At 51.7% G+C, this 23,300-nt stretch carries 30 protein-coding genes and 1 pseudogene; 29 read left to right on the top strand and 2 right to left on the bottom strand.

The window, feature by feature from the left end; all coding sequences use genetic code 11:
- The 17 genes from M3200_RS06715 to M3200_RS06635 form a co-directional block, all read left to right on the top strand.
- The coding region (locus M3200_RS06715) for a hypothetical protein (protein ID WP_288178200.1) at nucleotides 1-203 on the top strand (203 nt) is incomplete at its 5' end.
- A 167-nt stretch (nucleotides 204-370) separates the two neighbouring features.
- The gene (locus M3200_RS06710; RefSeq protein ID WP_022382767.1) at nucleotides 371-1,474 is read left to right on the top strand and encodes a hypothetical protein; all 1,104 of its coding nucleotides are present in this window, start codon (nucleotides 371-373) and stop codon (nucleotides 1,472-1,474) included.
- Between the two features lie 3 nt (nucleotides 1,475-1,477).
- Nucleotides 1,478-2,197, top strand: a complete 720-nt coding sequence (locus M3200_RS06705) for a DNA-3-methyladenine glycosylase family protein (protein WP_022382766.1) — start codon at nucleotides 1,478-1,480, stop codon at nucleotides 2,195-2,197.
- Nucleotides 2,197-2,970: a class I SAM-dependent methyltransferase gene (locus tag M3200_RS06700; protein ID WP_022382765.1), complete on the top strand. Its 774-nt coding sequence runs from the start codon at nucleotides 2,197-2,199 to the stop codon at nucleotides 2,968-2,970. The genes M3200_RS06705 and M3200_RS06700 overlap by 1 nt, the downstream gene beginning before the upstream one ends.
- 56 nt (nucleotides 2,971-3,026) lie before the next feature.
- Nucleotides 3,027-3,812 carry a class I SAM-dependent methyltransferase gene (locus M3200_RS06695; RefSeq protein WP_022382764.1) on the top strand — a complete coding sequence of 262 codons (786 nt, stop codon included), beginning with the start codon at nucleotides 3,027-3,029 and terminating at the stop codon, nucleotides 3,810-3,812.
- A 12-nt stretch (nucleotides 3,813-3,824) separates the two neighbouring features.
- Nucleotides 3,825-4,265, top strand: a complete 441-nt coding sequence (locus M3200_RS06690) for an alpha/beta fold hydrolase (RefSeq protein ID WP_022382763.1) — start codon at nucleotides 3,825-3,827, stop codon at nucleotides 4,263-4,265.
- Nucleotides 4,266-4,337: 72 nt separating this feature from the next.
- Nucleotides 4,338-4,688, top strand: a complete 351-nt coding sequence (locus tag M3200_RS06685; protein WP_022382762.1) for an alpha/beta fold hydrolase — start codon at nucleotides 4,338-4,340, stop codon at nucleotides 4,686-4,688.
- A complete protein-coding gene (locus tag M3200_RS06680) occupies nucleotides 4,688-5,155 on the top strand; it encodes a pyridoxamine 5'-phosphate oxidase family protein (protein ID WP_022382761.1) in 468 nt (155 codons plus the stop codon). The genes M3200_RS06685 and M3200_RS06680 overlap by 1 nt, the downstream gene beginning before the upstream one ends.
- Before the next feature lie 170 nt (nucleotides 5,156-5,325).
- Entirely contained in the window at nucleotides 5,326-6,204 is an 879-nt protein-coding gene (locus M3200_RS06675) for a LysR family transcriptional regulator (protein WP_022382760.1), read from the top strand.
- A 139-nt stretch (nucleotides 6,205-6,343) separates the two neighbouring features.
- The gene (locus M3200_RS06670; protein ID WP_022382759.1) at nucleotides 6,344-6,772 is read left to right on the top strand and encodes a carboxymuconolactone decarboxylase family protein; all 429 of its coding nucleotides are present in this window, start codon (nucleotides 6,344-6,346) and stop codon (nucleotides 6,770-6,772) included.
- A 140-nt stretch (nucleotides 6,773-6,912) separates the two neighbouring features.
- Nucleotides 6,913-7,125: a hypothetical protein gene (locus M3200_RS06665; protein ID WP_022382758.1), complete on the top strand. Its 213-nt coding sequence runs from the start codon at nucleotides 6,913-6,915 to the stop codon at nucleotides 7,123-7,125.
- Entirely contained in the window at nucleotides 7,122-7,652 is a 531-nt protein-coding gene (locus M3200_RS06660; protein ID WP_022382757.1) for a cyclophilin-like fold protein, read from the top strand. The genes M3200_RS06665 and M3200_RS06660 overlap by 4 nt, the downstream gene beginning before the upstream one ends.
- A gap of 18 nt (nucleotides 7,653-7,670) precedes the next feature.
- Nucleotides 7,671-8,075: a cupin domain-containing protein gene (locus M3200_RS06655; RefSeq protein ID WP_022382756.1), complete on the top strand. Its 405-nt coding sequence runs from the start codon at nucleotides 7,671-7,673 to the stop codon at nucleotides 8,073-8,075.
- A gap of 18 nt (nucleotides 8,076-8,093) precedes the next feature.
- Nucleotides 8,094-8,414: a carboxymuconolactone decarboxylase family protein gene (locus M3200_RS06650; protein ID WP_022382755.1), complete on the top strand. Its 321-nt coding sequence runs from the start codon at nucleotides 8,094-8,096 to the stop codon at nucleotides 8,412-8,414.
- Nucleotides 8,411-8,932: a flavodoxin family protein gene (locus M3200_RS06645; RefSeq protein ID WP_022382754.1), complete on the top strand. Its 522-nt coding sequence runs from the start codon at nucleotides 8,411-8,413 to the stop codon at nucleotides 8,930-8,932. The genes M3200_RS06650 and M3200_RS06645 overlap by 4 nt, the downstream gene beginning before the upstream one ends.
- Before the next feature lie 12 nt (nucleotides 8,933-8,944).
- Nucleotides 8,945-9,811, top strand: coding sequence for an aldo/keto reductase family protein (locus M3200_RS06640; protein ID WP_022382753.1), 867 nt, complete (start codon nucleotides 8,945-8,947; stop codon nucleotides 9,809-9,811).
- 262 nt (nucleotides 9,812-10,073) lie between these two features.
- Nucleotides 10,074-13,403: an autotransporter outer membrane beta-barrel domain-containing protein gene (locus tag M3200_RS06635; protein ID WP_022382752.1), complete on the top strand. Its 3,330-nt coding sequence runs from the start codon at nucleotides 10,074-10,076 to the stop codon at nucleotides 13,401-13,403.
- 282 nt (nucleotides 13,404-13,685) lie between these two features.
- On the opposite strand, the gene M3200_RS06630 is transcribed toward M3200_RS06635, so the two are convergent.
- Complete coding sequence (locus tag M3200_RS06630; protein WP_022382751.1) at nucleotides 13,686-14,036, bottom strand: winged helix-turn-helix transcriptional regulator; 351 nt, start codon at nucleotides 14,034-14,036, stop codon at nucleotides 13,686-13,688.
- 173 nt (nucleotides 14,037-14,209) lie between these two features.
- On the opposite strand from M3200_RS06630, the gene M3200_RS06625 reads away from it, so the two are divergent.
- The 7 genes and pseudogenes from M3200_RS06625 to M3200_RS06595 all read left to right on the top strand — a co-directional run bounded on the left by M3200_RS06625 (nucleotide 14,210) and on the right by M3200_RS06595 (nucleotide 18,003).
- On the top strand, nucleotides 14,210-14,734 hold the full coding sequence (locus tag M3200_RS06625) for a nitroreductase family protein (RefSeq protein ID WP_022382750.1): 525 nt from the start codon (nucleotides 14,210-14,212) through the stop codon (nucleotides 14,732-14,734).
- Between the two features lie 30 nt (nucleotides 14,735-14,764).
- Nucleotides 14,765-15,160, top strand: a pseudogene (locus M3200_RS06620) (TIGR04076 family protein); the annotation flags it as partial.
- A 6-nt stretch (nucleotides 15,161-15,166) separates the two neighbouring features.
- On the top strand, nucleotides 15,167-15,394 hold the full coding sequence (locus M3200_RS06615; protein ID WP_287537613.1) for a heavy-metal-associated domain-containing protein: 228 nt from the start codon (nucleotides 15,167-15,169) through the stop codon (nucleotides 15,392-15,394).
- A 231-nt stretch (nucleotides 15,395-15,625) separates the two neighbouring features.
- Nucleotides 15,626-16,054 carry a Dps family protein gene (locus M3200_RS06610; protein WP_108850933.1) on the top strand — a complete coding sequence of 143 codons (429 nt, stop codon included), beginning with the start codon at nucleotides 15,626-15,628 and terminating at the stop codon, nucleotides 16,052-16,054.
- Between the two features lie 287 nt (nucleotides 16,055-16,341).
- Entirely contained in the window at nucleotides 16,342-16,797 is a 456-nt protein-coding gene (locus tag M3200_RS06605; RefSeq protein ID WP_022382746.1) for a Dps family protein, read from the top strand.
- A gap of 258 nt (nucleotides 16,798-17,055) precedes the next feature.
- On the top strand, nucleotides 17,056-17,487 hold the full coding sequence (locus M3200_RS06600) for a Dps family protein (RefSeq protein WP_022382745.1): 432 nt from the start codon (nucleotides 17,056-17,058) through the stop codon (nucleotides 17,485-17,487).
- Nucleotides 17,488-17,544: 57 nt separating this feature from the next.
- On the top strand, nucleotides 17,545-18,003 hold the full coding sequence (locus M3200_RS06595) for a Dps family protein (protein ID WP_022382744.1): 459 nt from the start codon (nucleotides 17,545-17,547) through the stop codon (nucleotides 18,001-18,003).
- Between the two features lie 598 nt (nucleotides 18,004-18,601).
- Here the strand turns inward: M3200_RS06595 and M3200_RS06590 are convergent.
- On the bottom strand, nucleotides 18,602-18,814 hold the full coding sequence (locus M3200_RS06590) for a tautomerase family protein (protein ID WP_022382743.1): 213 nt from the start codon (nucleotides 18,812-18,814) through the stop codon (nucleotides 18,602-18,604).
- Nucleotides 18,815-19,076: 262 nt separating this feature from the next.
- Here M3200_RS06590 and M3200_RS06585 point away from each other — a divergent pair, with 262 nt between their 5' ends.
- The 5 genes from M3200_RS06585 to M3200_RS06565 all read left to right on the top strand — a co-directional run.
- The gene (locus M3200_RS06585) at nucleotides 19,077-20,915 is read left to right on the top strand and encodes an alkaline phosphatase (protein ID WP_022382742.1); all 1,839 of its coding nucleotides are present in this window, start codon (nucleotides 19,077-19,079) and stop codon (nucleotides 20,913-20,915) included.
- Nucleotides 20,912-21,343, top strand: a complete 432-nt coding sequence (locus tag M3200_RS06580) for a hypothetical protein (protein WP_022382741.1) — start codon at nucleotides 20,912-20,914, stop codon at nucleotides 21,341-21,343. Before M3200_RS06585 ends, M3200_RS06580 begins: the two co-directional genes overlap by 4 nt.
- A 13-nt stretch (nucleotides 21,344-21,356) precedes the next feature.
- Nucleotides 21,357-22,013 carry an ABC transporter ATP-binding protein gene (locus tag M3200_RS06575; RefSeq protein WP_022382740.1) on the top strand — a complete coding sequence of 219 codons (657 nt, stop codon included), beginning with the start codon at nucleotides 21,357-21,359 and terminating at the stop codon, nucleotides 22,011-22,013.
- Nucleotides 22,010-22,162, top strand: coding sequence for a hypothetical protein (locus tag M3200_RS06570; protein ID WP_022382739.1), 153 nt, complete (start codon nucleotides 22,010-22,012; stop codon nucleotides 22,160-22,162). Before M3200_RS06575 ends, M3200_RS06570 begins: the two co-directional genes overlap by 4 nt.
- Nucleotides 22,155-23,300: ABC transporter permease (locus M3200_RS06565; RefSeq protein ID WP_288178199.1), on the top strand; the 1,146-nt coding region annotated here is incomplete at its 3' end. The genes M3200_RS06570 and M3200_RS06565, both read left to right, overlap by 8 nt.

The following is a 23,300-nucleotide window of genomic DNA, read 5'->3' as shown; positions in this document are numbered from 1 at the left end:
GCTCGTACCTTTTCGGCGTGACGGCGCTCGATGAGACGGACGTCCTTGATTACGGGCTGATGAACGGGATGGATACCCGCTTCTGGTCGGCGTATGCCGGTTACGTCCTGACAAAGAACACGAAGGCAGGGCTTTTTTACCATTTCGGCGGCAAAGCATCCGGCGGCAGACAAAAATACACACCTGACCCGAAAGATACATAGGGTTTTAAAATAGATATTAAATTTTGAGAAAAAGCGTGGGATAGCCCGCGCTTTTTGCGTGTTAGCGTCATACTGAGAAATACAATCAGAAAAATTGGTATAATGAAAGGAAAATTAAGTCTGCGTCGGGGCTCTTCAAAGGCGGCCCGGGGAGAAAGGAGAATGCGATGGGAAAGAAACTAGGAATCAAAAGTGTCACGATTTGTTCCACTGGGGGCGAAGGGGCAAGGACAGGTTTCATTGAAAAGGTGAAAATGAAGAAGAACGGAAAAATTTCCGCCCTGAAAAAGGACGGGAAGAAATCGTCTGTCCATGTCGGAAAGCAGAAAATCCATTTCCTGCTCGAGTATTCTGAAGAAATTCTCCTCCATTACCGTTCTCTTCCCGGGAAAGTGGAAATAAGTCCGGACGGCTTTGTCCGGCCGGCGGATGGCATATGGGAGATGAAGATCGTCTATGAGGACGGCCGGGTGCTGAGGGCATCCTATGCGATCGGCTGGGAAGGCTGCGGCGCTCCGCCTCTTTCCCGTTTCATCAGAAGGGCTCTCAAGCGGGATGACCTTTTCCTCCTGGACGGCGAAGACGTCGATCTGACAGGCCTTACGGTTCATCTTTTCAGGACAGGGGGCGGCCGGCCCGCAGCTTTTGAGCTGCTTTCCATTGATTTCATCAGGGAAAGGGTAAAGCTTGACGTATATGACGAGCAGGGGAGAAAGATCACGGTTTCCCTGCAAAACGGAGCCATCGAATCACTGCGGAAATATCCTGTCTATAGACTGGAGAATTCGGCGGTGATCGATCCAGATGAAACGTATCCGGAGGGCAGCGTCCTTTATTACCTCACACTGGAAGGCGCTTCCGGGGGCAAGGCCGATGTCGCTTCCGGCCGTTATGACAGAGCGCATCTTCCCAGGAAATGGGGAAATTTCATGAAAGCGCTCTCGGTATTCCTCCCGATCAGCTCGTATTCCATGCTCCTGAACAAGAGCCTCTACGGCAAGCGGACGGAAAAGAGGGAAGGAGACTACACCTACTGCGACGTTTCCTACGAGGAAGGCGGCAGTCTGTACTGCTACCTCTGTGATATCGATGAAGTGCATCCGGGGGATTATGTACGCGTCCCGGTCGGCCCTGACTATAATGAAATCGCCGCGCGCGTCGAGGATGTCTACTACGGAACCAAAGAAGACGCGCCGTATCCGTTCCACGGTCTGAAACATATCCTGGGCGTCTACGTCAAAGCGCCGCGGGATGAAGAAGAGGGTGACTGAGCCATGCCGGATGAAAACGGATGCTTCGCTTATGGCGAAAAGGAAACGGAATATCTGAAGAAGGATAAGAAGCTGGCAGAGGTGATCGACCGGGTCGGGCATGTCTATCGCAAGACCGATCCGGATCTTTTCTCGGCTGTCATGCGGCATATCGTGGGGCAGCAGATTTCCACGAAGGCGCAGGCGACCGTCTGGCAGAGGGCGCTGGACAAGTTCAGCGCTGTGACGCCTGAGGCGATCGATCATGCAAGTGTGGAAGATATCCAGTCTGTCGGGATTTCCTTCCGGAAAGCCGGCTACATGAAGGATTTCGCCAGGAAGGTCGTCTCCGGCGAGTTCGATCTGGCAGCTGTCGAGCACATGAGCGACGAGGAAGCCATCGAAGCGCTGTCGTCCCTGAAAGGTATCGGCGTCTGGACGGCGGAGATGCTTCTTCTCTTCTGCCTGGAGCGGCCGGATGTCCTGAGCTTCGGTGATCTCGCTGTCCTCCGCGGCATGCGGATGGTCTACCATCACAGGAAAATAGACAGGAAATTATTTGAGAAATACAGAAGACGCCTCTCTCCCTATGGGAGCGTCGCAAGCCTTTACTTCTGGGCCGCTGCCGGAGGGCAGGTGCCGGAGCTGAAGGATCTTGCGCCGGTGAAGAAGGAGCCAGCTAAAGATAAGAAATCACAGACTCCCGCGCGAAAACGGAAGGCCATTCCAAAAGGAGAAAAATGATGAAACCAGAGAACATTGAAAAGATCCATGAATCCTTCGCCCAGCAGGCCGCTGAATTCGAAAAGCCGGGCCGCATTTTCTCGAAGAAGGAATACCTCGACTACATCGTCGCATCCGTCAATCCGGACAAGGAGGACGTCATGCTTGAAGCCGCTGCAGGCACCTGCGCCGTCAGCCGCGCCTTTGCGCCGTACGTGAAGACGGTCGTTTCCATGGACGGGACGCCCGTCATGCTTGAAACAGGCAGAAAACAGGCTGACAAGGAAGGCCACAGAAATATTATTTTCACGAAGGGCTTTGTCGAAGACATCCTTTTCCTCGACGGGTTCTTTGATATCGTCATTTCCCGTCTCGCCTTCCATCATTTCACGGATCCGAAGGCAGCTTTCCATGAAATGGCACGCGTCGTAAAACCGGGCGGCCGCCTCGTCCTCGTCGACATGGCTGCCACGCCTGAGCCGGACAGAACCGTCCGCGATGAGTTTGAAATCCTCCGCGATCCGTCGCATGTAAGGAACCTTTCCGAAGAGGAAATGGTAGACCTCTTTAAAGGCGAGAACCTTTCCATCGAAGTCCACAGCTCCAAGACGATCCCGCAGGACCTCGAAGGCTGGATGGACGTGACGCATACGCCGGAAGACGTGAGAAAAGTCATCCGCACCGCAATGGAAACGGAACTCTCCGGCGGCAAGAAGACAGGCTTTGCCCCCTACCGCAAGGAAAACGGAATCGGATTCGATCATAAGTGGATCCTGATAACCGGAAGAAAATAAAATCATGATCAGAAAATAATAATAATAATACAAATTTTTAGAAGCAGGGCATGTTTATGGAAGAAGAACAATTGCAAAATCGCACGCCCCTGGAGAAAAAGGCTCCGGATATTGGAGAAATGGTGAACATTTTTTCCAAAGGAGAATACCTGGGGTTCAACCTTGCCTTCGTAAGGCCGAGGCCGGATGATGCCGTGCTCGACGTCGGAGCCGGTACTTGTGCAGTCAGCCGCGCATTCTCGCCTTACGTCCGTGCCGTCGTTCCGCTTGATGTGTCGGAAGAGGTGCTGGAAAAGGGACGGAAAGCAGCCGAGAAGGAAGGCCTTTCCAACTTGATTTACGTAAAAGGGATGGCGGAAGATCTGCCATTTCTTGATGAAACATTCGATATCACGCACTCGCGCCTGGCGTTCCATCATTTCAAGGACGTCTGGGAACCGTTTTCCGAAATGGCGCGCGTGACGAAGAAAGGCGGCCGCGTCGTTCTGGTCGACATGGAAGCAAGCGCAGAACCGTACCGCGTCATCCGTGACAAGATCGAACGCCTCCGCGACCCGTCGCACGTGAGGAATCTTACGCAGGACGAAATGCTCGCCCTTTTCAAAGGGGAGGGCCTCACCGTCGAAATGAGCACGTCGAAGGTCATCCCGCAGAAACTGACCCCGTGGCTCACGCTTTCGGGCGCCTCGAAGAAGGACGGGGAGGAAATCCGCCGCCTCATGGAAGAGGAACTCGCCGGCGGTGATAAGACGGGACTCAACCCGTACCGTATCGACGGGGATATCGGATTCAACCACAAGTGGATCCTGATCATCGGAAGAAAAGAAGGATACGAAGCATAAGGAGGCGCTTTTATGAGTTTTCATATTCGCTGCGGGAAGATCCGCGCGGGCGGCGCCGACATCTTCTACCGCGAGGCAGGAAGGGAAGATGCGCCGGTCATCGTGCTGTTTCATGGATTCCCGACGGCCAGCTACATGTTCTCTGACCTGATGCCGATCCTGGCAGAGAAATACCACGTCATCGCGCCCGATTATCCAGGCTTCGGCGAATCGGAAATGGTACCGCGCGATAAATTCGCGTATACATTCGATCATCTGGCCTCTGTCATGGACGATTTCCTCACAAGAATGCACGTGAAGAAATTTGCCATGTACATCTTCGACTACGGCGCTCCGATCGGCATGCGCATCGCATGCAAGCATCCTGACCGCATCACCGCGATCATCAGCCAGAACGGCAACGTCTACGAAGAAGGCCTCGGCGAGAAATGGAAAGCCCGCGCTGCCTACTAGGCCCATCCGACGGAAGAGCTCCGCGAATCCTTCAAGTCCGCCTTCCGCGCACCGGCTGTCACCGCGCAGTACATGGGCGGCGAGGCAGAAGGCAGCGTCCTTCCGGACCATTACACGCTTGACCTTTACTACATGAGCCGCGAAGGGGAAGACGAAATCCAGTCCGATCTCATTTACGACTACAGGACAAACGTCGCCTTCTACCCGACATTCCAGAAGTACCTGCGCACTTATCAGCCGCCGCTCCTTGCCATCTGGGGAAAGAACGACGTTTCCTTCATCCCGGCAGGTGCCAAAGCATTCCAGAAAGACCTCCCGAATGCCGTCATCCGCCTCCTCGACGCAGGCCACTTCGCACTGGAGACCCACTCCAGAGAAATAGGAAACAAGATCCTCCAGTTCCTTGCAAAGGAGAATATCTGATGAAAGTCTACCCGATGAGAAGAAAAGACAGACAGGCCGGCGAAGAAGACATCCTCCGCATTCTGAAAGAAAACGTCTACGGCGTCCTCTCCACCATCAGCGAAGACGGCTGGCCCTACGGCGTCCCCGTCTCCTACGTCTACGAAGACGGGAAAATCTACTTCCACAGCGCGACGATGGGACATAAAGTGGACAACCTTGCGCACTCAGAGAAGGCATCCTTCTGCGTCGTAGGAAAGACCGAGCTCCTTCCCGAGCAGTTCTCCACCCGCTACGAATCCGTCATCGCCTTCGGCACCGTCACCAAACTCGAAGGCCAGAACAAAATAGACGGCCTCATGAAACTCGTCGACGCCCTCTCCGAAGGCTACCAAGAACTCGGCCTCAAAAAAGCCGAAGCCGGCGTCAACCACTACAACTCCTACTGCCTCACCATAGAGGAAGTCACAGGGAAAATAAGGAAATAAAGGAAATAAAGGATATACAAAAAATAGACCCGCCGAAGGTCTATTTTTTATTTGGGGAGTGTTAGCGGTGCTGCGAACTCCGCTAACACTTGCTGCCTCTACTCCTTCTTTATACATTTGCTAAATCCATACAGGAAACGTATAATGCTAATTAGATAAGGAGGGATAGTATGGATGTCGAGGTACTGAATCATTTCCTGACGGTGGTCAGGGAGAAGAATATTTCCAGAGCGGCGGAGCGGCTGCATGTGACGCAGCCGACGCTGTCCCGTCAGATGGCGGCGCTGGAGGAGGAGCTGGGGACGCAGCTTTTCATCCGCGGCAAGCACCTGCAGCTGACGGATGCAGGCGTGCTTCTTCGCGGACGCGCGGAGGAAGTGACGCAGATCATCGACAAGATCCGCATGGAATTCAAGGCAGGGGAAGAATTGTCCGGCGTCGTTTCGATCGGAACCGGCGGGCTCATGTCTGCGCAGATTCTTTCGAAGCTCATCAGTGAATTCCGCGCGCTTCATCCGGCTGTCCGTTTCAATATATACACGAACAGCGCCGATCATCTCCGCGAGCAGCTTGACCGCGGCCTTCTGGATTTCGCGTTCCTTCTGGAACCGGTGGACATCGGGAAGTACGACTTTGTCCGCATGCAGGTGAAGGAGCGCTGGGGCATCCTGATGCCGAAGGGCCATCCGCTCGAAGAAAAGCCGCTCATTTCCAGAAAGGATCTCCTGCATCAGCCGCTCGTCATGACGAACCGCGCCAATGTCCAGAAGGAACTGGCAGGATGGTTCGGCGGCAGCATGGAGCACCTCGACTTCATCGCGACGTACAACCTCATCAATAATGTGGCGAACCTTGTCTCCGACGGCACAGCCTGCGCCATGACGCTCGAGGGTGCTGTCAATTTCCTGGATCCGCAGAAATTCACCTTCCGGCCGCTTTCGCCGGATCTTTCCGCAACGTCCGTCGTCGCATGGAAGAAATTATCGCCCTTCTTCGGCGCGGCATCCGCGTTCCTTTCAACGATCAAGAGGTATGCAAAAACTGAATAACGACCCATGAAATATAACTATTTTAAGTTGTAATTTGATTGCGGTATAGTGAATGCAGAGGAAACTCTGCATTTTTTTCATGAAAAGATTCCGCGCGGGTCTCCGCAGAAGGAATCCATAGCAGAAGGGGAGGAAAACGATGAAACATTCAGCACTTAGAAAATTCGCAGCCGCAGCCGTCCTGGCTGTTTCTTTCACGGGATTGTCCATGGTGAGCGCCAGCGCCGCAGAACCAGCGCCGGCTCCCGCTGTGAAGGTCACCGCCGGACATGACCAGCTCGGCAGCTTTGCACCGGAATTTGCTCATCTCAATGACGACGTCCTCTTCGGCGAAGTATGGTCGAGAACAGACAAGCTTCCGGCCAAGATCAGGAGCATCGTGACTGTCACGTCCCTCGTTTCGAGCGGCGTTCTCGACAGCTCGCTCAAGTTCCACATCATGAAAGCCAAGGAAAACGGCGTCACAAAGGAAGAAATGGCAGAAATCCTGACGCAGACCGCTTTCTATGCAGGCTGGCCGAAGGCATGGGCCGCTTTCCGCTATGCCAAGGAAGTCTACGAAGGATAAGCGCATTCCCTGCAGAAAAGTATGCATTGAGTGAATATTTTCATATGAAATATAACTATTTCGCATGCCAAACGAATCGCGGTATATTGGCCTTAGAGCAAAGCTCTGAGCACTTCAAAGGAAAAGGGGGCGGATCGCCTGTGGAAGAGACGACCTTGTCAGGAATCAAAGAGACGCTGAAGCGTGCGGGCGCGACGAAGGAGGAAGTCAGGGATTATCTGGCTCTGACTGAGCCCGAGGCAAGAAAGCAGCTCCTTTACCGGATTCGCAGAAAGGTGCTTGATGAGTGCCATGAAAAGCAGAAAACACTCGATGAACTGGATTTTCTGATATACAGGGAGGACAAATCATGAAAAAGAAATGGATCGCGCTTGCAGCGCTTGCAGCATCCTTCGCGCTTCTGACGGGCTGTGGTTCCGATACCGCCAGCGCCAAGAGCGCATCTGCCGCATCGGCCGCCGTTTCGGCAGCACCGGCAAAGAGTCAAAATGAAAGCGGGGAATCAGCAGTGAAGAAATCAGAAGAAAGAATCATCCGCATCACATCGGGCAGCCATGTCATTCATGCCAAACTTTACGATAACGCGGCAGCCAGAGCCCTTTGGGACAAGATGCCCGTCACCTATTCGATGCAGAACCTGTACAACCGTGAAAGGTGCTTCCGCATGGGAGCCGGCAGCCTTCCGACGAAGGAAGCTAAGGACACCGGCTACAAGGTAGGGGATATTTCCTACTGGCCGCCGATGGGAAGCCTTGTCATCCTTTACAGCCAGAACGGCGAAGTCTTCGAACAGCAGCCGATCGGCCACACGGACGACGACATTTCATTCTTTGCCAACATGGGAACGACACCGATTATTTTCGAAAAATCCGAAGTATAATATAGGGAGGAATTCATTATGAAGGAACTCAGCGTATTCCCGACAGGGGAAAAGAACACAGCGTATGCCAAGTATTTCATCGGACAGAGCTACCTCTATCCGCTTTCGACCGAACAGGTCCATATTTCCAACGTCACCTTTGAACCGGGCTGCCGCAACAACTGGCACGTCCACACCGCCAAGAAGGGCGGCGGACAGATCCTCATCTGCACCGCAGGCGAAGGATGGTACCAGGAATGGGGCCAGCCGGCAAGAAGACTGAAACCGGGCGATGTCGTCAATATCCCGACCGGCGTGAAACACTGGCACGGCGCCACGAAAGACAGCTGGTTCCAGCACATCGCCATCGCAGTGCCGGGAGAAGAATGCGGCAACGAATGGCTCGAACCTGTATCTGACGAAGATTACAGCAAGCTTGACTGATTGAAGGAGGAAATGAAAATGGCAAAAGTAACAGCAGGAAGAGATCAGCTCGGCGAATTCGCACCAGAGTTCGCACATTTGAATGATGACGTCCTTTTCGGAGAAGTCTGGGCCAGGGAAGACAAACTCTCCCCGAAACTGAGAAGCATCGTGACTGTCACTGCCCTGATGGCAAGCGGAGCGCTGGACAGCTCGCTGAAGTTCCACATTTCCAAAGCTAAGGAAAACGGCGTCACTCAGGAAGAAATGGCAGAAATCCTGACCCACGCTGCCTTCTATGCAGGCTGGCCGAAAGCATGGGCTGCATTCAATTTCGCAAAAGAAGTGTATAAAGATTGAGAATCCTCATCCTGAACGGCAGCGCAAGGGCGCATGGAAATACGAGCACCCTCACCGCCGCTTTCAAAAGAGGCGCTGAAGAAGCGGGCAACGACGTCGTCGAACTTCCCGTCGGCCGCATGGCCATCCGCGGCTGCCTTGGCTGCGAATACTGCCACGGCAGGGGACACGGCGAATGCATCATCAGGGACGATGAGAAGGAAGTCAAAGAGGAAATGAAGAGGGCGGACATGCTCGTCCTGGCCAGCCCGATCTATTTCTTCTCCCCATCCGCCCAGCTTGAAGCCGCCATCCAGCGCATGCATGCCGAAGGCATCCCGGACAACATCCGCGAAAGCGCCATGATCCTCACCTCCGGCTCCCCGGGCGTCTACGACGCAGCGAAGGCGCAGTACAAAGCTATCTTCGATTATCTGGGCACCAGGGACAGAGGCATCTTCACCGCCTGCGGCAGCGAAAGCAGATTCGAAAGAAAACAGAAGGAACTCGAAGACTTCGGGCGCTCCCTCGTTTCATAAAGGAGGAAATCCATGATATTAAGCGAAACATATACATTGAAAGACAGTCTGACCATCCCGAAATTTGGCCTTGGCACATGGCTCATCGATGACAAGGACACAGCAGAAGCTGTCAGAAAAGCCATCGGTTTCGGTTACCGTCTGATCGACACCGCCCAGGCATACGGCAACGAAAGAGGCGTCGGCGAAGGCGTCCGCACCGCATTCGTCCCGAGAGAAGACATCTTCGTCACCAGCAAGATTGCCGCTGAACTCAAAGACTACGAAAGCGCATCCAAATCCATCGACGAGACCTTAAACAAAATGGGCCTTGACTACATCGATATGATGCTCATCCACAGCCCGCAGCCGTGGAAAGAAGTCAACCAGTCCGAAAACCGCTGCCTCCTCGCCAAACGCGAAGTATGGAAAGCCCTCGAAGACGCTTACGACGAAGGTAAAGTCAAAGCCATCGGCGTCGCCAACTTCCTCGAAGAAGACCTGATGAACATCCTTGAAAGCTGCAGGATCCGCCCGATGGTCGACCAGCTCCTCTGCCACGTCGGCAACACGCCATTCGGTGTCATCGACTTCTGCAAGAAAGAAAACATCTTAGTCGAAGCCTACTCGTCGATTGCCCATGGCGCAGCCCTGAAACTCAAGGACATCGAACCCATGGCAAAGAAATACGGCGCTACCATCGCCCAGCTCTGCATCCGCTACGACCTCCAGCTCGGCACCGTCGTCCTTCTAAAGACAGCCAACCCGGACCACATGAAAGCCAATGCAGACGTCGACTTCACTATTTCCGATGAAGACATGGAAACCCTGAAGAAAATCACCTTCAAGGACTACGGCGAAGCATCCCACTCCCCGGTATTTGGTGGGAAGATTAAATAAAAGAATCACTGAAAAGGAGACCTGAAGAGGGTCTCTTTTTTAGTGCTGCATTTCTGCTTCCAATGCCTGTTCACTTGCGTACAGCACAGATATCCAATAAGATATTAATCTTAAAATAAGTTATTACTAATTTTCATTCTATTATCTAACTTATTTTAGATTAACATAAGATTAATATAACATTTGACACTCTAATTAACTGACCTATAAAATTAAAGAATCATTAATTTGCTCACTTAATATTAATTAAAGGGATGTTAAGATGAGACAATTAAAAAGAAGGGTGACTGTATGCCTGATTGCCATGATGGCTGCAGGGAGTGTTTCGACGCTCGCTTTTGCGGACAGCACGGAAGGGTCCAGGTCTTACGGGCCGGCACTGACGCTGACGGGGCCTGAGGCTGACCTGGCATCAAAGATTCACTCGGGAACGAATCTTAAGATCGATGTACCGGAGGGCGGGAACCTTGCAGGGACACTGGTTGCCCGCGGGAAGTACAATGTGATATTGATCGATGGGACAAAGGGAACGATCGGGAAGGACGATGGCAAAGCTGACGATACGATTACGATCATCGTCCATTCGAAGTATCTGGACAGTGCTTTCATCAAAAATCATTACGATCTGGATAAAGATTATTCAGGAACACTCACGCTGAATGATCCTATCGTGGCAAAGGCAGAAAAGGGCGGGACAATACAGATCGAAGGAAAGAATATGAATTTCAACCTGCTCTATGCGCATAAGAACCAGTGGTATGAACCGGCTGATGAGGAAGAGTATCACTCCTCGGTCATCGTCCACCTCACCGGGGATCTCGTAGCAGGCGATGCGAATAATGAAATCGGAGACCGCAGGAATGACTGGATCAGCCAGAGCGGCATTGCCGGAGGGTCTTACCGCGTGGGAGATATCCAGACGAGGTCCGGCGAGGGCATCATTTCGGTGGATGCGAATTCCATGACGATCAACAGTGTTTCCGGATTTGAGGAGTCGGAAATCACGCTGAAAGCGAAGGATTTCATCAAGGCGAATAATGTCTCGAACCGGCACGAATCCAAGCTCACGATGCGGGCCAAGACGATCGAGATGAACGGACTTGGCACAAACAGTGACCTGGCGGAAACGGTCGTCGGCGATGAGAATACGGAATCTCTTACCGTCCATGATTCTGTCGTCCTTTCAGGAGGCCGGTCGAAGATGGCGCTCACAGGGAAGAGCATCCATCTGGAAGGCGGGCTTGAATTTGATGAAACGAGCACTTCCTCCATCAAGTCAAAGACAGCGGATACATTCTCCATCAAGGGCAATGATGTTTCCATGAAAGGAAATATTATTCTCGCAGGGGATGAAGGCACGATTGAAGCGGACACGCTGACACTGGAAGGGAAAAAGGTGCAGGCCAAGGGACGCTCAAACGTTTCCATTTCCGCCAATACGATCAATGGCACGATGGACTCACTGAATCTTGATCTTCTGGACACGAGAAATCCAAAGGAAGAGTACAAGAACACAGTCACAATCGCGGCCAAAAATGGAGGAACACTTGCCATCAAGGATCCGATCATGGTAAAAGAAGGCGGCAATACGCTGGATATCCACGGCCTTGAAAATCTTTCAGCCGGTGCGCTCATCATGGATGCTGCATCCTACGCAGAAGCAGCGGATTCATCTGTAACGCTTGGCGCAGAAAATATCAGTCTGGAAAGTATCGCAAATACGAAGGGCAACGCCAGGAACGGCAAGCCGGTCGACCAGTCCATTTCCATCAGCCACTCCGGCACGGCAAAGGTGGAAGCAGGGAAGACGCTCACTCTGGAGGGCGGCGTGAAGAATATCAACGGGACGGCAGTCCTGTCTGCTCCCGAAGCGCATCTTTACCGCGTCCAATCTGTCGGATCGGATGTCTATGCAGCTTTGGAAGAAGGAGCAGAAACGACGGTCAATGCGGATTCTCTTTCTCTTGATACGTCGGCAAGCGCGATATTCCTTGGCAATAAAGTGACAATCAATGCCAAAGAACTGAAATTCAATCCGGAAGGCCATTACTATGAAGCGGCCTCCGCGGATCCTGATCAGGGAATCCCTTATGATGTTTCCGCCGATGCAGACGGGCAGTACAAGGATGAAGGCACCGTCTGGGCATCGCATGGCGGTGTCATGGATATCAATATCAGCAAGGGCGGCACCTTCGAAGGTGCTGCGGCTGTGGATAATGAGAAGATGAATATCGACAAGGATCTTGCTATGTATGCCAAGTATCCGGATTACAAAGAAAGGTTTGGCGCGCTCCTTGCCAATAAGGCCGGCAAGGTCAATGTCAGCCTGGATGAAGGATCCCAATGGAATGTGACGAAGGATTCAACAGCGTCCTCTCTGTCCATGAAGCAGGCCACTCTGAATCTTTCCGGAAAAGATGCGCCGGTAACGCTGACTACGGATGATTTCAAGAGTGAGAACGGCACGCTGGCTGTCAAAGTGACGGATGATGCGCACAGTCTCCTCAATACGAAAACAGCATCCGGCACGGTCTATGTCAGTGCCAACGGAGAAAAGGGCGTGACCCCGGCCTCCGAACTGGCCAAGACAAAGATCATGTCTTTTGATCAAGGAAGCAGTGTAACCCTTAAGGGCGTCACCACGATGACGGATGAGAGCATGTACGGCATCGTGACACCAGTCAGCCAGGATGAAAGTGCAGGCTATGTCGGAGGGAAGTATGAAGTGGATAAGAATGTTGTTTCCGATAAAGCTCTCCGTACGATAGGCGCTGTCAGAAGAGCAGGCCGCTTCATCATGGCAGGCATGGATGCGCCGCTCTATCCAGACAGCAATGATGAAAATGTATGGGCGCACTGGTCACGCGGCAATTACGGTCCGGGAGACTGGAGCGGAAGCCACAACGATCTGGCGGCTGGTGTCGATCTCTATCATACCGATCATTCCCGCGCCGGTATTTCTGTCATGCATACGAATTCCTCGCTCGACAGGACGGAAAATCTCGACGAAGTGTCCATGAAGAAGAAATTCACCCGTGTCTCCCTTTACGGGCGTCATGACTTTGCAGGCGGACTCCACGCGGCAGGAGATGTCTTTGCCGGCGGAATCCGCATCAAGGACACCAGTCTGGTGGATATGAGCACGCGCACAGCGGGAGTCCATGCGGAAGTTTGCGTGGATGTCCCGGCAGGAAGGGGCACGATCACACCTCTTGTCCGCGCTGCTTATGCAAGCATCCGCGGATTCACGACGAGGGATGGGGAAGGATTCCCGTTCACCATGAAGGAAAGCCATTACAGCTCCTTCTCAGCCGGGCTCAAGGCGTCCCTTCCGCTCTCGCCGGTATCGCTTCTTACCGCTTATGCAGGCTGGGGCATCCGCACCGGATATGATATCGACGGCACCATGTCTGATGCGTGGAATACGATGGATATTTCCGAAAGCGGAAAGGAACACGTCAAGACACTCGGCATCGGCTACCGCTGTGACGTTACGCCATTTGCGCGCCTGTCCCTGTCCGCTGCCCGCGAATTCTCTTCCGGTCTTCATGACGACTGGAATTTCCAAGTCTCTGCAGCCTATAAATTCTAATTGATTTCCACGTAAAAAAGGGGCTGTGACGAAATGGTTAATCATTTTGCCGCAGGCCCTTTTTCTATTGGAATATTCCATTAAAGGATTATCTAACAAATGTATTTATTGGTTCTATCTGAAAACCTCAAAACCTCGCTTTGCTCGAAAACTACTGTATTCCCCGGCTTCGCCGGGACCTTCTCCTTCGGAGCAAGGTTAACACCCTTAAACCTCGCTTCGCTCGAGAAAAAGGAAAAGCAGCGTTTTAACGGATTTCGTCACAGTCTCTTTTTATTTCCTTTATTCTTCTTTCGGCATGTGTTCGCAGCCCCAGTCGCAGAGGAGCTCCAGGAAGGGGGTCATGGATTTCCCTTTTTCGGTCAGGTCGTATTCGACTTTCGGGGGAATCTGGCTGTATTCTTTGCGGCTGATGAGACCGTCGGCTTCGAGTTCTTTGAGGGAGTTTGTCAGGGAGCGGAAGGTGGCGGCTTCGAGGCGGCGTTTGAGTTCGTTGTAGCGTGTGGGGCCGTTCATCATGAGGCAGTAGATGATGCCCAGTTTGTATTTTCTCTTGATGAGGGACATGGTGTAGTGGAATCCGGTGTGCGTGATGCCGCGTTCGAATTCTTCGTGCGCAAGTTTCAGGTCCATTTGCATCGTCCTTTCTTTCCTATGATGGTACTACGCGTGAGCGGCGCGGGCAAGTACTATATTTTACTGCATACACTCTACTAAAGTAGTGTGCTGTCATAAAAATATCGTACTTGTTTAAAAGCTGGCAATGGGTCTATACTTGAAACAGAATAGCGAAGGAGGTTTTACATATGAACGAAGTCATGGATGCGCTTGTAAACCGCAGGAGTGTCAGAAAGTACAAGGCGGAGGCTGTGCCGGAAGAGCTTGTGAAGGAAATCGTGGAAGCTGGGCTGTATGCGCCAAGCGGCATGGGATACCAGAAGCCGGTGATTCTGGCGGTCACGGACAAAGAAACGCGTGATGAGCTTTCTGATCTGAACCGCAAGGCTGGCGGATGGAAGGAAGGTTTCGATCCCTTCTACGGTGCGCCGGTCGTGATTTCCGTGCTGACACCGAAGGACTGGGACAAGGGCGTCGAAGACGGAAGCCTTGCCATCGGACAGATGCTTCTTGCCGCTCATGCGCTGGGACTTGGCGGATGCTGGATCTACCGCGCGAAGGAAGTCTTCGAGACGGAAGAAGGAAAGGAAATCCTGAAGAAGGCCGGCCTTGAAGGGGAATACCTTGGCATCGGCAACCTGGTCATCGGTTATGCAGACCAACAGCCGAAGGCAGCTCCAAGAAAAGCAGGACGCGCATTTTTCATTAAATAATTTCATCATAATAAGAGCGGGAAAACCGCCATGTGGGAACAGGGAGTGAATGAAATGCTGCATAAGGTAAAAGTGACTGTCATTGATAAGAAACTGTATCCGGAACTGCAGGAAGCATACTGCATGGATCCGAAGTCGGGAGCATGCCCCTGCTACAATGTGGGCGACACGTTCATCTTCGAACGCGCTGCTGGCAAGGATGATTTTTGGCACATGGGCCTTTCCGCCCTGGTAAAGGCAGAAGGAAATCCGGACGAGGTCGCAGGCAGGCCGAAGATGCCTTTCTGCTCGGAAGCATGGGATGCGATTTCCCGCTATATCTACACGGGGCTGCAGGGCGGCTGAATCATGCGCGGCTGGATGAAGGATGAGAGGCAGATGATCTGCTGCTGCTCTGACGGCACGCGTCCGGTCATTTTCAAGATCGACCGTTTGGATTACCAGAGGGTCTCCATCAAGGGAATGGGCTGCGAGAACTGCGAGAAGAAAATCCGCGCTGCTTTCGAAGCGCTCCCGGGCGTGAAGGAAGTCACCGCTTCTCATGAAACAGGCGTGGCTGAAGTATTCCTCGAAGCAGGCGTTCCTGAAAAGACAAAGGGCATGTACGAAAAAGCCCTCTCCGGCATCGAAGGCTACGAAGTCACAGGAGTCGAAGAATAATTATATATAAGGTAAGAGAGGAGCTGCGGGATGAGCGATCATTTCCGCAGCTCCTTTTCGCTTGCAAACAAGACTCCGCATGCTCTTTCATCTTCGAAAAGTATAAATATAGATACGATAGTTACAATTTTGGAGACGATTTTACTATTCGAAAATTTGCTTTTCCTGTATACTGAGAACATCAAATTTGAACTGACCCCATGGGTCTTATCGTATATAGGAGGAAGAAATATGGAAAAGAAATTGAATCATTTACTGGCTGATCTCGTGGTGGAATATCATAAGCTGCAGAGCTTCCACTGGTACCTGAAGGGTTACCACTTCTTCGATGATCATGCAAAGCTGGAAGAATATTACGACGCTATCGCTGAAGCAGTCGACACCGTCGCTGAAGATATGCTGATGCTTGGCTTCAAGCCGGAAAGCACGATGAAGGGCTTCCTTTCGATTTCTTCTATTGAAGAAGCAAAGAATCAGGAAGTGACTTCTGTAGAAGCTTATGAAGCTGTCCTTGCAGATTTCAAGTATCTCCTGGATGAAGTCAAAGGCGTCAAGGCAGCTGCTGATGAAAGCGGCGATTACCTCACATCTACCAAGATGGATGATTACATCGAATTCTTCTCCAAGGCCATCTGGATGGTTGGACAGGAAGTCAGATAATCCAAATAAACTTAGTTAACAAGAGAGCGGCCCTTCGGGGCCGCTCCTTTTTATTTCCGGATACTGTCATAATATGCAGTGATTTCCACTGCTCTTTGTGACAGTGCTTATTTATAAATGAGAATAGTAAGAAATTCTTCAATATATGGACGATTGTTACAAACCAAAGGAGGAATTTGCTATTTTCTCTGCTTGCTTTGACCTATACTATACACAGATCGAAGGAGAGACCTCCCCGAGAGGGAGCGTCTTCTAAATATCCATCGTATGGTAAGGAGGAACAAAAAATGGAAAAGGAATTAAATAAATTACTGGCTGATCTGGTTGTTGAGTATCACAAGCTGCAGAGCTTCCACTGGTACCTGAAAGGTTATCACTTCTTTGATGATCACAAGAAATTCGAAGAATACTACGGAGACATTGCAGACGCTGTCGACGGCGTTGCCGAAAACATGCTGAAGATTGGCCTCAAGCCGGAAAGCACGATGAAAGGTTTCATGGCACTCTCCACAATTGAAGAAGCCAAGAACAAGGAAGTCACTTCTGAAGAAGCGTATGAAATCATCCTGAAGGATTTCAAACAGCTGCTTGATGAAGTCAAGGCTGTCAAAGCTCTGGCAGAGAAGGATGATGTCTATGTCACCTCAAACCTGATGGATGACTACATCGAACTCTTCTCCAAGGCTGAATGGATGGTCGGCGAAGAAACCAAGAAGCCGCATTTCCCTGGTCAGGATGCCTGAAGCGGCAAATCGACGCAAAACAGAATAATTTTACAAATATAATCAATAAAGTATGATTGAGTAAAAATGAGAGTTCCTGTCGGAGCCGGTGAAATTGAGATCGGCTCTGATGGATGAATCTCAGAATTGAATACGATAGTTATAAAATAAAAGATGATATTACTATCGAAGAAATTCGATTAGCGATACAATATATACAGATCAAGAGAGAGACCGAAAAGGTCTCCAAGGATACATGTTATAAGGAGGAAATTTATTATGGAAAAAGAATTAAATAAACTGCTTGCTGATCTTGTTGTGGAATATCATAAACTGCAGAGCTTCCACTGGTATCTGAAAGGTTATCATTTCTTCGATGACCATGCAAAACTTGAAGAATACTACGACTCCGTTGCTGAAGCTGTCGACGGCGTTGCTGAAAACATGCTGAAGCTTGGACTCAAGCCGGAAAGCACCATGAAAGGTTTCCTGGCACTGTCTTCCATCGAAGAAGCCAAGAACAAGGAAGTCACTTCCGAAGAAGCTTACACCGAAGTTCTGAAGGACTTCAAGTACCTGCTTGATGAAGTTAAATCCGTCAAGGCTCTCGCTGAAAAGGACAACGTTTATGTCACTTCCAACCTGATGGATGACTACATCGAAATGTTCTACAAAGCTAACTGGATGGTTGGCCAGGTTCTTAAGAAATAATAAGGGCACGAACCCGAAACATACGGAAAGACATACTATATAAGGAGGAAATTTATTATGGAAAAAGAATTAAATAAACTGCTTGCTGATCTTGTTGTGGAATATCATAAACTGCAGAGCTTCCACTGGTATCTGAAAGGTTATCATTTCTTCGATGACCATGCAAAACTCGAAGAATACTATGATGAAGTCGCTGAGATTGTCGACGGCGTCGCTGAAAACATGCTGAAGCTCGGTCTCAAACCGGAAAGCACCATGAAAGGCTTCCTGGCACTCTCTTCCCTCGAAGAAGCCAAAAACAAGGAAGTCACCTCTGAAGAAGCTTATGAAAGCGTTCTGAAAGACTTCAAGTACCTCCTGGACGAAGTCAAATCCGTCAAAGCTCTGGCAGACAAGGATGATGTCTATGTCACCTCGAACCTGATGGATGACTACATCGAATTCTTCTCCAAAGCTAACTGGATGGTTGGCCAGGAAATAAAGAGACCACACTTCCCGGGACAGGACAATAAATAAGGAGTCCCAGGGACTTCCAATACTTACTTGACGGAATGAAATCCGCCAAGGCTATCGCAGGGAAAGACAATGCAGCATGGGAAACCTGATGGCTGCATGGAACTCTTCTCCAAAGAAAACTAGATGGTTGGTCAGGAACTGAAGTTACCTTCGGCTCCTGACTGGCTATAGCATCATCTCCCAATCCAATACGATCGGAAAAAGCGGCGCCCGCAAGGGTACCGCTTTTTTCGTGGGAAGGAAAGAAATGAAAGGAAATCAGGACTCAGTACAGCGAAGTTACTATCCGCCCGCGTCGTAGCGGAGGACTTTGACCTGCCCCAGCGGGGAAGAATGCCTTTGACCTTGCCCTGGAAGGGAAGGTGCCCGACCTTAAATTCTGATGTCGGGCGGATGAGTTGCATTTCTTCAGCCGCTAGGCTGGTTTTATGGTTTTTTAGAAAATGCATTTTCTAAAGTTGCCGGGAAAGGGGTGCAGTATTCATCGTACTTAAAAATCTAAAAAGGTTCCTCGAGCATCGCTCGGTTTTATGGTTTTCTCCCCCACTCAAAAGCCGCAGGAATGACTGCTCATTCCTGCGGCTCTCTTTTTACTCTTTTATTTCTTCTTGTTCTTTTCCCTTGCGACGAGGATGGGATCGCCTCCGAGGCCCCAGTTGTCGAGGTCTACTTCGTCGATGACGACGACGGTGCTGGCCGGGTTCTTGTGAAGAACATTGACGAGAAGGTCAGTGGCGCCTTTGATGAGGGCGGCTTTCTGTTCCTTTGTGACGTTGCCTTCCTTTGTAATTTTAATGTTGACGTATGGCATAGTTTGCCTCCTTCCACTGGAAGAAAAAAGGAAATGTTTTGCCTTTATTTTATCGTAAGAACGGTTTCCGGGAAAGGGGAGGAGCGGGAATTGAAAACTTTTCTATTTCTTTACAGAAGTACATGAATTATCAAGATTATCAGAGAATCCTCTCATTTTTAATCGATAATTTGCTAAGTTTATACAAAAGTTTATCAGAACTCTTGCATGAACCCTTTACAGTAGTAAATGCAATGATTCCTATTTTTGAGAGGAGAATAAAATGAAAAAGAATTTCCTGAAGGCTGCTGTCATGACGCTTGTGGCTGGCGGAGCAATTTTCGGAACCGCTATGGTATCCGATGCTGCGAATGTCCGGATCCTTCCGGTCGACACCGCTAAATTCTGGGCTGGCGCCCGTTTTGATTTCGACGTAGAGGTTTCCGGAGCTAAGAATCCGGAGAATGTCAAAGTCGATATCAATGGCGTACCGGCTGACAAGTTCTTCGGCAAGAACGCTGTCCAGAAGACCCTTGATAACGGTGTCGTTTCCTACCGCATCGATCAGGTCAGCTTCCCGAAGACTGGTGACATCACTGTCACTGCCAGCGCTAATGACAATGGCGTCGTTTCCACCTCCACAGCCAAGTACAAGGTTGTGAATGAAAAGGCTGTGAAACGCGCAAAGAACGTCATCCTTTTCATCGGCGACGGCATGTCGCTGCAGGCCAGAGAAATCGCCCGCATCCTTTCCAAAGGCATGACAAACGGCAAGTACAATGACCTTCTGGCTATGGAAAAACTCGACCATAATGCAGTCATCACCACTTCCGGCTACGACTCCCTCGTCACCGACAGTGCGAACTCCGCATCCGCTTATGCGACCGGACACAAGTCCGTAGTCAACGCTATGGGCGTTTACGAAGACTCCACCAAGGATCCGCTCGATGATCCAAAGGTAGAAAACCTTTCTGAAATTCTGAAGCGTACACGCGGCATGTCCATCGGCATCATCACCCAGGCTGAATCCACCGATGCTACCCCGGCAGCTATAATCGGACATACCAGAAAAAGAGCAAACCAGGATTTTCTGGCTAAGAGCTACCTCGACGACAACCATCGTCCGGATGTCATCATGGGCGGCGGCTCTGCTCGCTACCTCCCGTCCTCCGTACCGGGATCCAAGAGAAAAGACAATGACAACATCATCCAGGACTTCAAGGACAAGGGCTACACCTTCGTTTCCACTTCCAAGGAAATGATGGCAGCTCCGTCCGACAAGCCGCTCCTCGGCCTCTTCCACACCGGCACGATGAACGTTTACATCGACCGTGAAATGCTGAAGAACCCGAAGGTCCTGAAGGGCTTCACCGATCAGCCGAACCTCATGAATATGACGAAGAAATCTCTCGACATCCTCTCCAAGAATCCGAACGGCTTCTTCGCTATGATCGAAGGCGCATCCATCGACAAGCAGCTCCATGTCATGGACTGGCAGCGTGCGGCTTACGATACGATTGAATTCGACAAGTCCATCGAATACGCTGAAAACTGGGCTAAGGAACATGGCAATGATACCCTGATCATCGTCGTAGCTGACCATGCACACGGCATTTCCATCAGCGGCACCTACCATGAAAGAGACGGCAAGAAGGGTCCGGAAGCAGTCCGTGTTTACGCGAAGTCCATATTCCCGACCTTCAAGGATGCCGATCATGACGGATTCCCGGATAATCCGGATCCGGATGTAACGCTTGCTGTACAGTATGCAAACCATCCTGAATACTATGAAAACTACAACTTCATGAAGACACCGACCCCGCCGGCACTCTCCGTCACCGAGACAAAAGAGGAAGCATCCAAAGTCGGCGACAAGATCGAATACCATCAGGTATCTTCCGCTTCTTCCAAGGCAAATCCGGCCCGCATCCACCCAGGCGATCCGGAAGTCCTCATGCCGGCCAACACACCGAAGGACGATGCACAGGAAGCGCATGCAGCTGATGACGTTCTCCTCAATGCAGGCGGACCTGGCTCCGAATATTTCCACGGCACCATGGATAATACAGAAGTCTTCTTCGGCATCCTGAGAGCTCTCGGAATCAACGGCAATAAGAAATGAGAAGACTCGTCCTTCTCCTCTTGACTACGCTCCTGGCGCTCTTTTCTGGATGGACAGCCCGTGCTGAAAACCTGGATTTCTCTGAAATCTATTCCGGATACTCCGCCGAAGGCCTCACCTTCTCGGACAAGACGCAGAGCCTTGCCGGAGGCGAGGTGACAATATCCGGATACATGGCGCCGCCTTTGACGCCGACCATCCGGTTCTTCGTTCTGACGGAAGTCCCCATGTCCGTCTGCCCGTTCTGCTCGAGCGATGCGGACTGGCCGGACAATATCATTGTGGTCAAGGTAGACGACCCTGTGACGGCGCTGCCCTATGACAGCCCGATCACGGTGTCTGGTACACTGGAAATCGGCAGTGAAACGGATCCGGAGACAGGCTTCGTCAGCCAGCTCCGCATCCACGCTGATTCCATCAGCGGCTAGAAAGGAGGCCCATTTGATCGAAGTAAGGGATCTCATATGCGAATTTCCTGACGGCGACGGCCGCGTGATCCGTGCGCTCGACGTCCCGTCCTTCACTCTGGAAGACGGCGGCGCCATGGCGCTCATCGGCCCTTCGGGGAGCGGGAAGACGACGCTTCTTCACTGCCTCTCCGGGCTCATGACGCCGACAAAGGGCACGGTCATCGTTTCCGGAGCCGATCTCACGCAGATGACAAGGCAGGAGAAATGCCGTTTCCGCGCGCAGAAGGTGGGGTACGTCTTTCAGAAGTCCCTCATCCTTCCTTATCTGACAATAGCGGAAAATATCCGCCTTTCCGCAAGGCTCGCCGGCTGGGACCTCATGCAGGACGAACTGGACGGGCTCCTTGAGAGCGTCGGGCTTTCCGGCAAAGGAAACCGGCGTCCGGAGCACCTTTCCGGCGGCGAGCAGCAGAGGGTTTCCTTCCTGCGTGCCGTGGCAAGGCATCCGCCGCTTCTTCTTGCTGATGAACCGACATCGGGACTCGACCGCGAGAACGGGAAAATACTGATGAACCTTATGCTGGATTACCAGAGGCGGACGAAGTGCATGCTCCTCTGCGCAACCCACGATCCGGAAGTCCAGGCACTCTTTGAAAATCAGTATTTCATGAAGAGGGGGAATGCATGATGACAGTTTCTTTGCAGGATTTCTTCATACGCCCTGTGGGCACAGTCATTTTCGCAGCGCTGATCCTCGCGCTCCTCTTCGTCGTCAGAAATAATGAAGCCCGCGCCCTCTTTGCCGAACGGTTCGGTGAAAGGAGGACGGATGATTAAGCTCGCCTTTTACTCCCTTTTCCGAAGACCCCTAAGGCAGTTTCTCCTCTTCCTTTTGATAGCGCTTTCAGCAGCCGTGCCCGTTTTTCTCCTGCAGGTGACAGACGGGCTCTATGAGGGCATCAACCATTCCGTCCGGCCGTTTCCCATCCTCGTCGGGGCCAAGGGATCCTCGTACCAGCTTGTGCTGAATACGGTCTTCCTTCGCGACCGGCCGATAGGAAATATTCCTTACACGGAAATGAATAAGCTTGAAGACTCTGGCAAGGTGCAGGCGGTCTATCCGCTCGCCTTCGGGGACAATTACAGGGGCTTCCGTATCGTCGGAACGGATGAGGCCATTTTCTCCTACAAGCCGGACAAGACCAGCGCGCCATGGCTTTCCATCGCGGAAGGCAAGGGCTTCGGGGAAGAAAAGGCCGCTGTCATCGGAAGCGAAACAGTACGCCTCGCAGGCCTCAAGATCGGCGATACATTCCATTCTATCCACGGCCTTGCCGACAAGGGAAAGGAGCACAACCACGCATTCAAGGTGGTAGGCATCCTCGCTCCCTGCGGCGGCCCGTATGATACGGCGATTTTCGTCGACATCCATAAAGTATGGGAAGAACACGGAATCACCACGGCAGACAAACAGGAAGTGACGGCTATCCTCACGGTGCCGAAGGGCTACCGCGAAGCTATGCAGCTTCTCTCGGCCTATCAGAAGAACCATGACGTGCAGATGGTATTCCCGTCACAGAACGTCATCCAGCTCTACTCGATGGTCGGACAGACGCGCCACTTCTGGACCGTCCTCGTTGTATCCCTGATCGGCATCTCCCTCATGATCACGCTCCTCGTCATGTACTGGAGCGGACTTGGCAGAATGCCCGAGCTCGCCCTCTTGCAGGCACTGGGCGCAGGAAAACAGCAGATCATCACCATGCTTCTGGCAGAAGAAGGCATGCTGCTCCTCTTCGGGACAGTCTGCGGCTGGCTCCTCGCCTACGGGGCCTTCCTCCTGACCGCTTCGGCGATCCAGGGAAATGCGGCCATCGTCCTTGAGACAGCACCCGACTGGAGAGGCCTCCTCACGATCCCCGTCATGACCATCCTGGGCACTCTGGCGGGCCTCATCCCGGCAGGCATGATCGGA

This window comes from Dialister sp. CAG:357 (genome assembly GCF_000435155.1).
GTDB classification, from domain to species: Bacteria; Bacillota; Negativicutes; order Veillonellales; family Dialisteraceae; genus Dialister; species Dialister hominis.
Note: the sequence above shows the minus strand (reverse complement) of the source record. Positions and strands in the feature narration are given on the sequence as shown.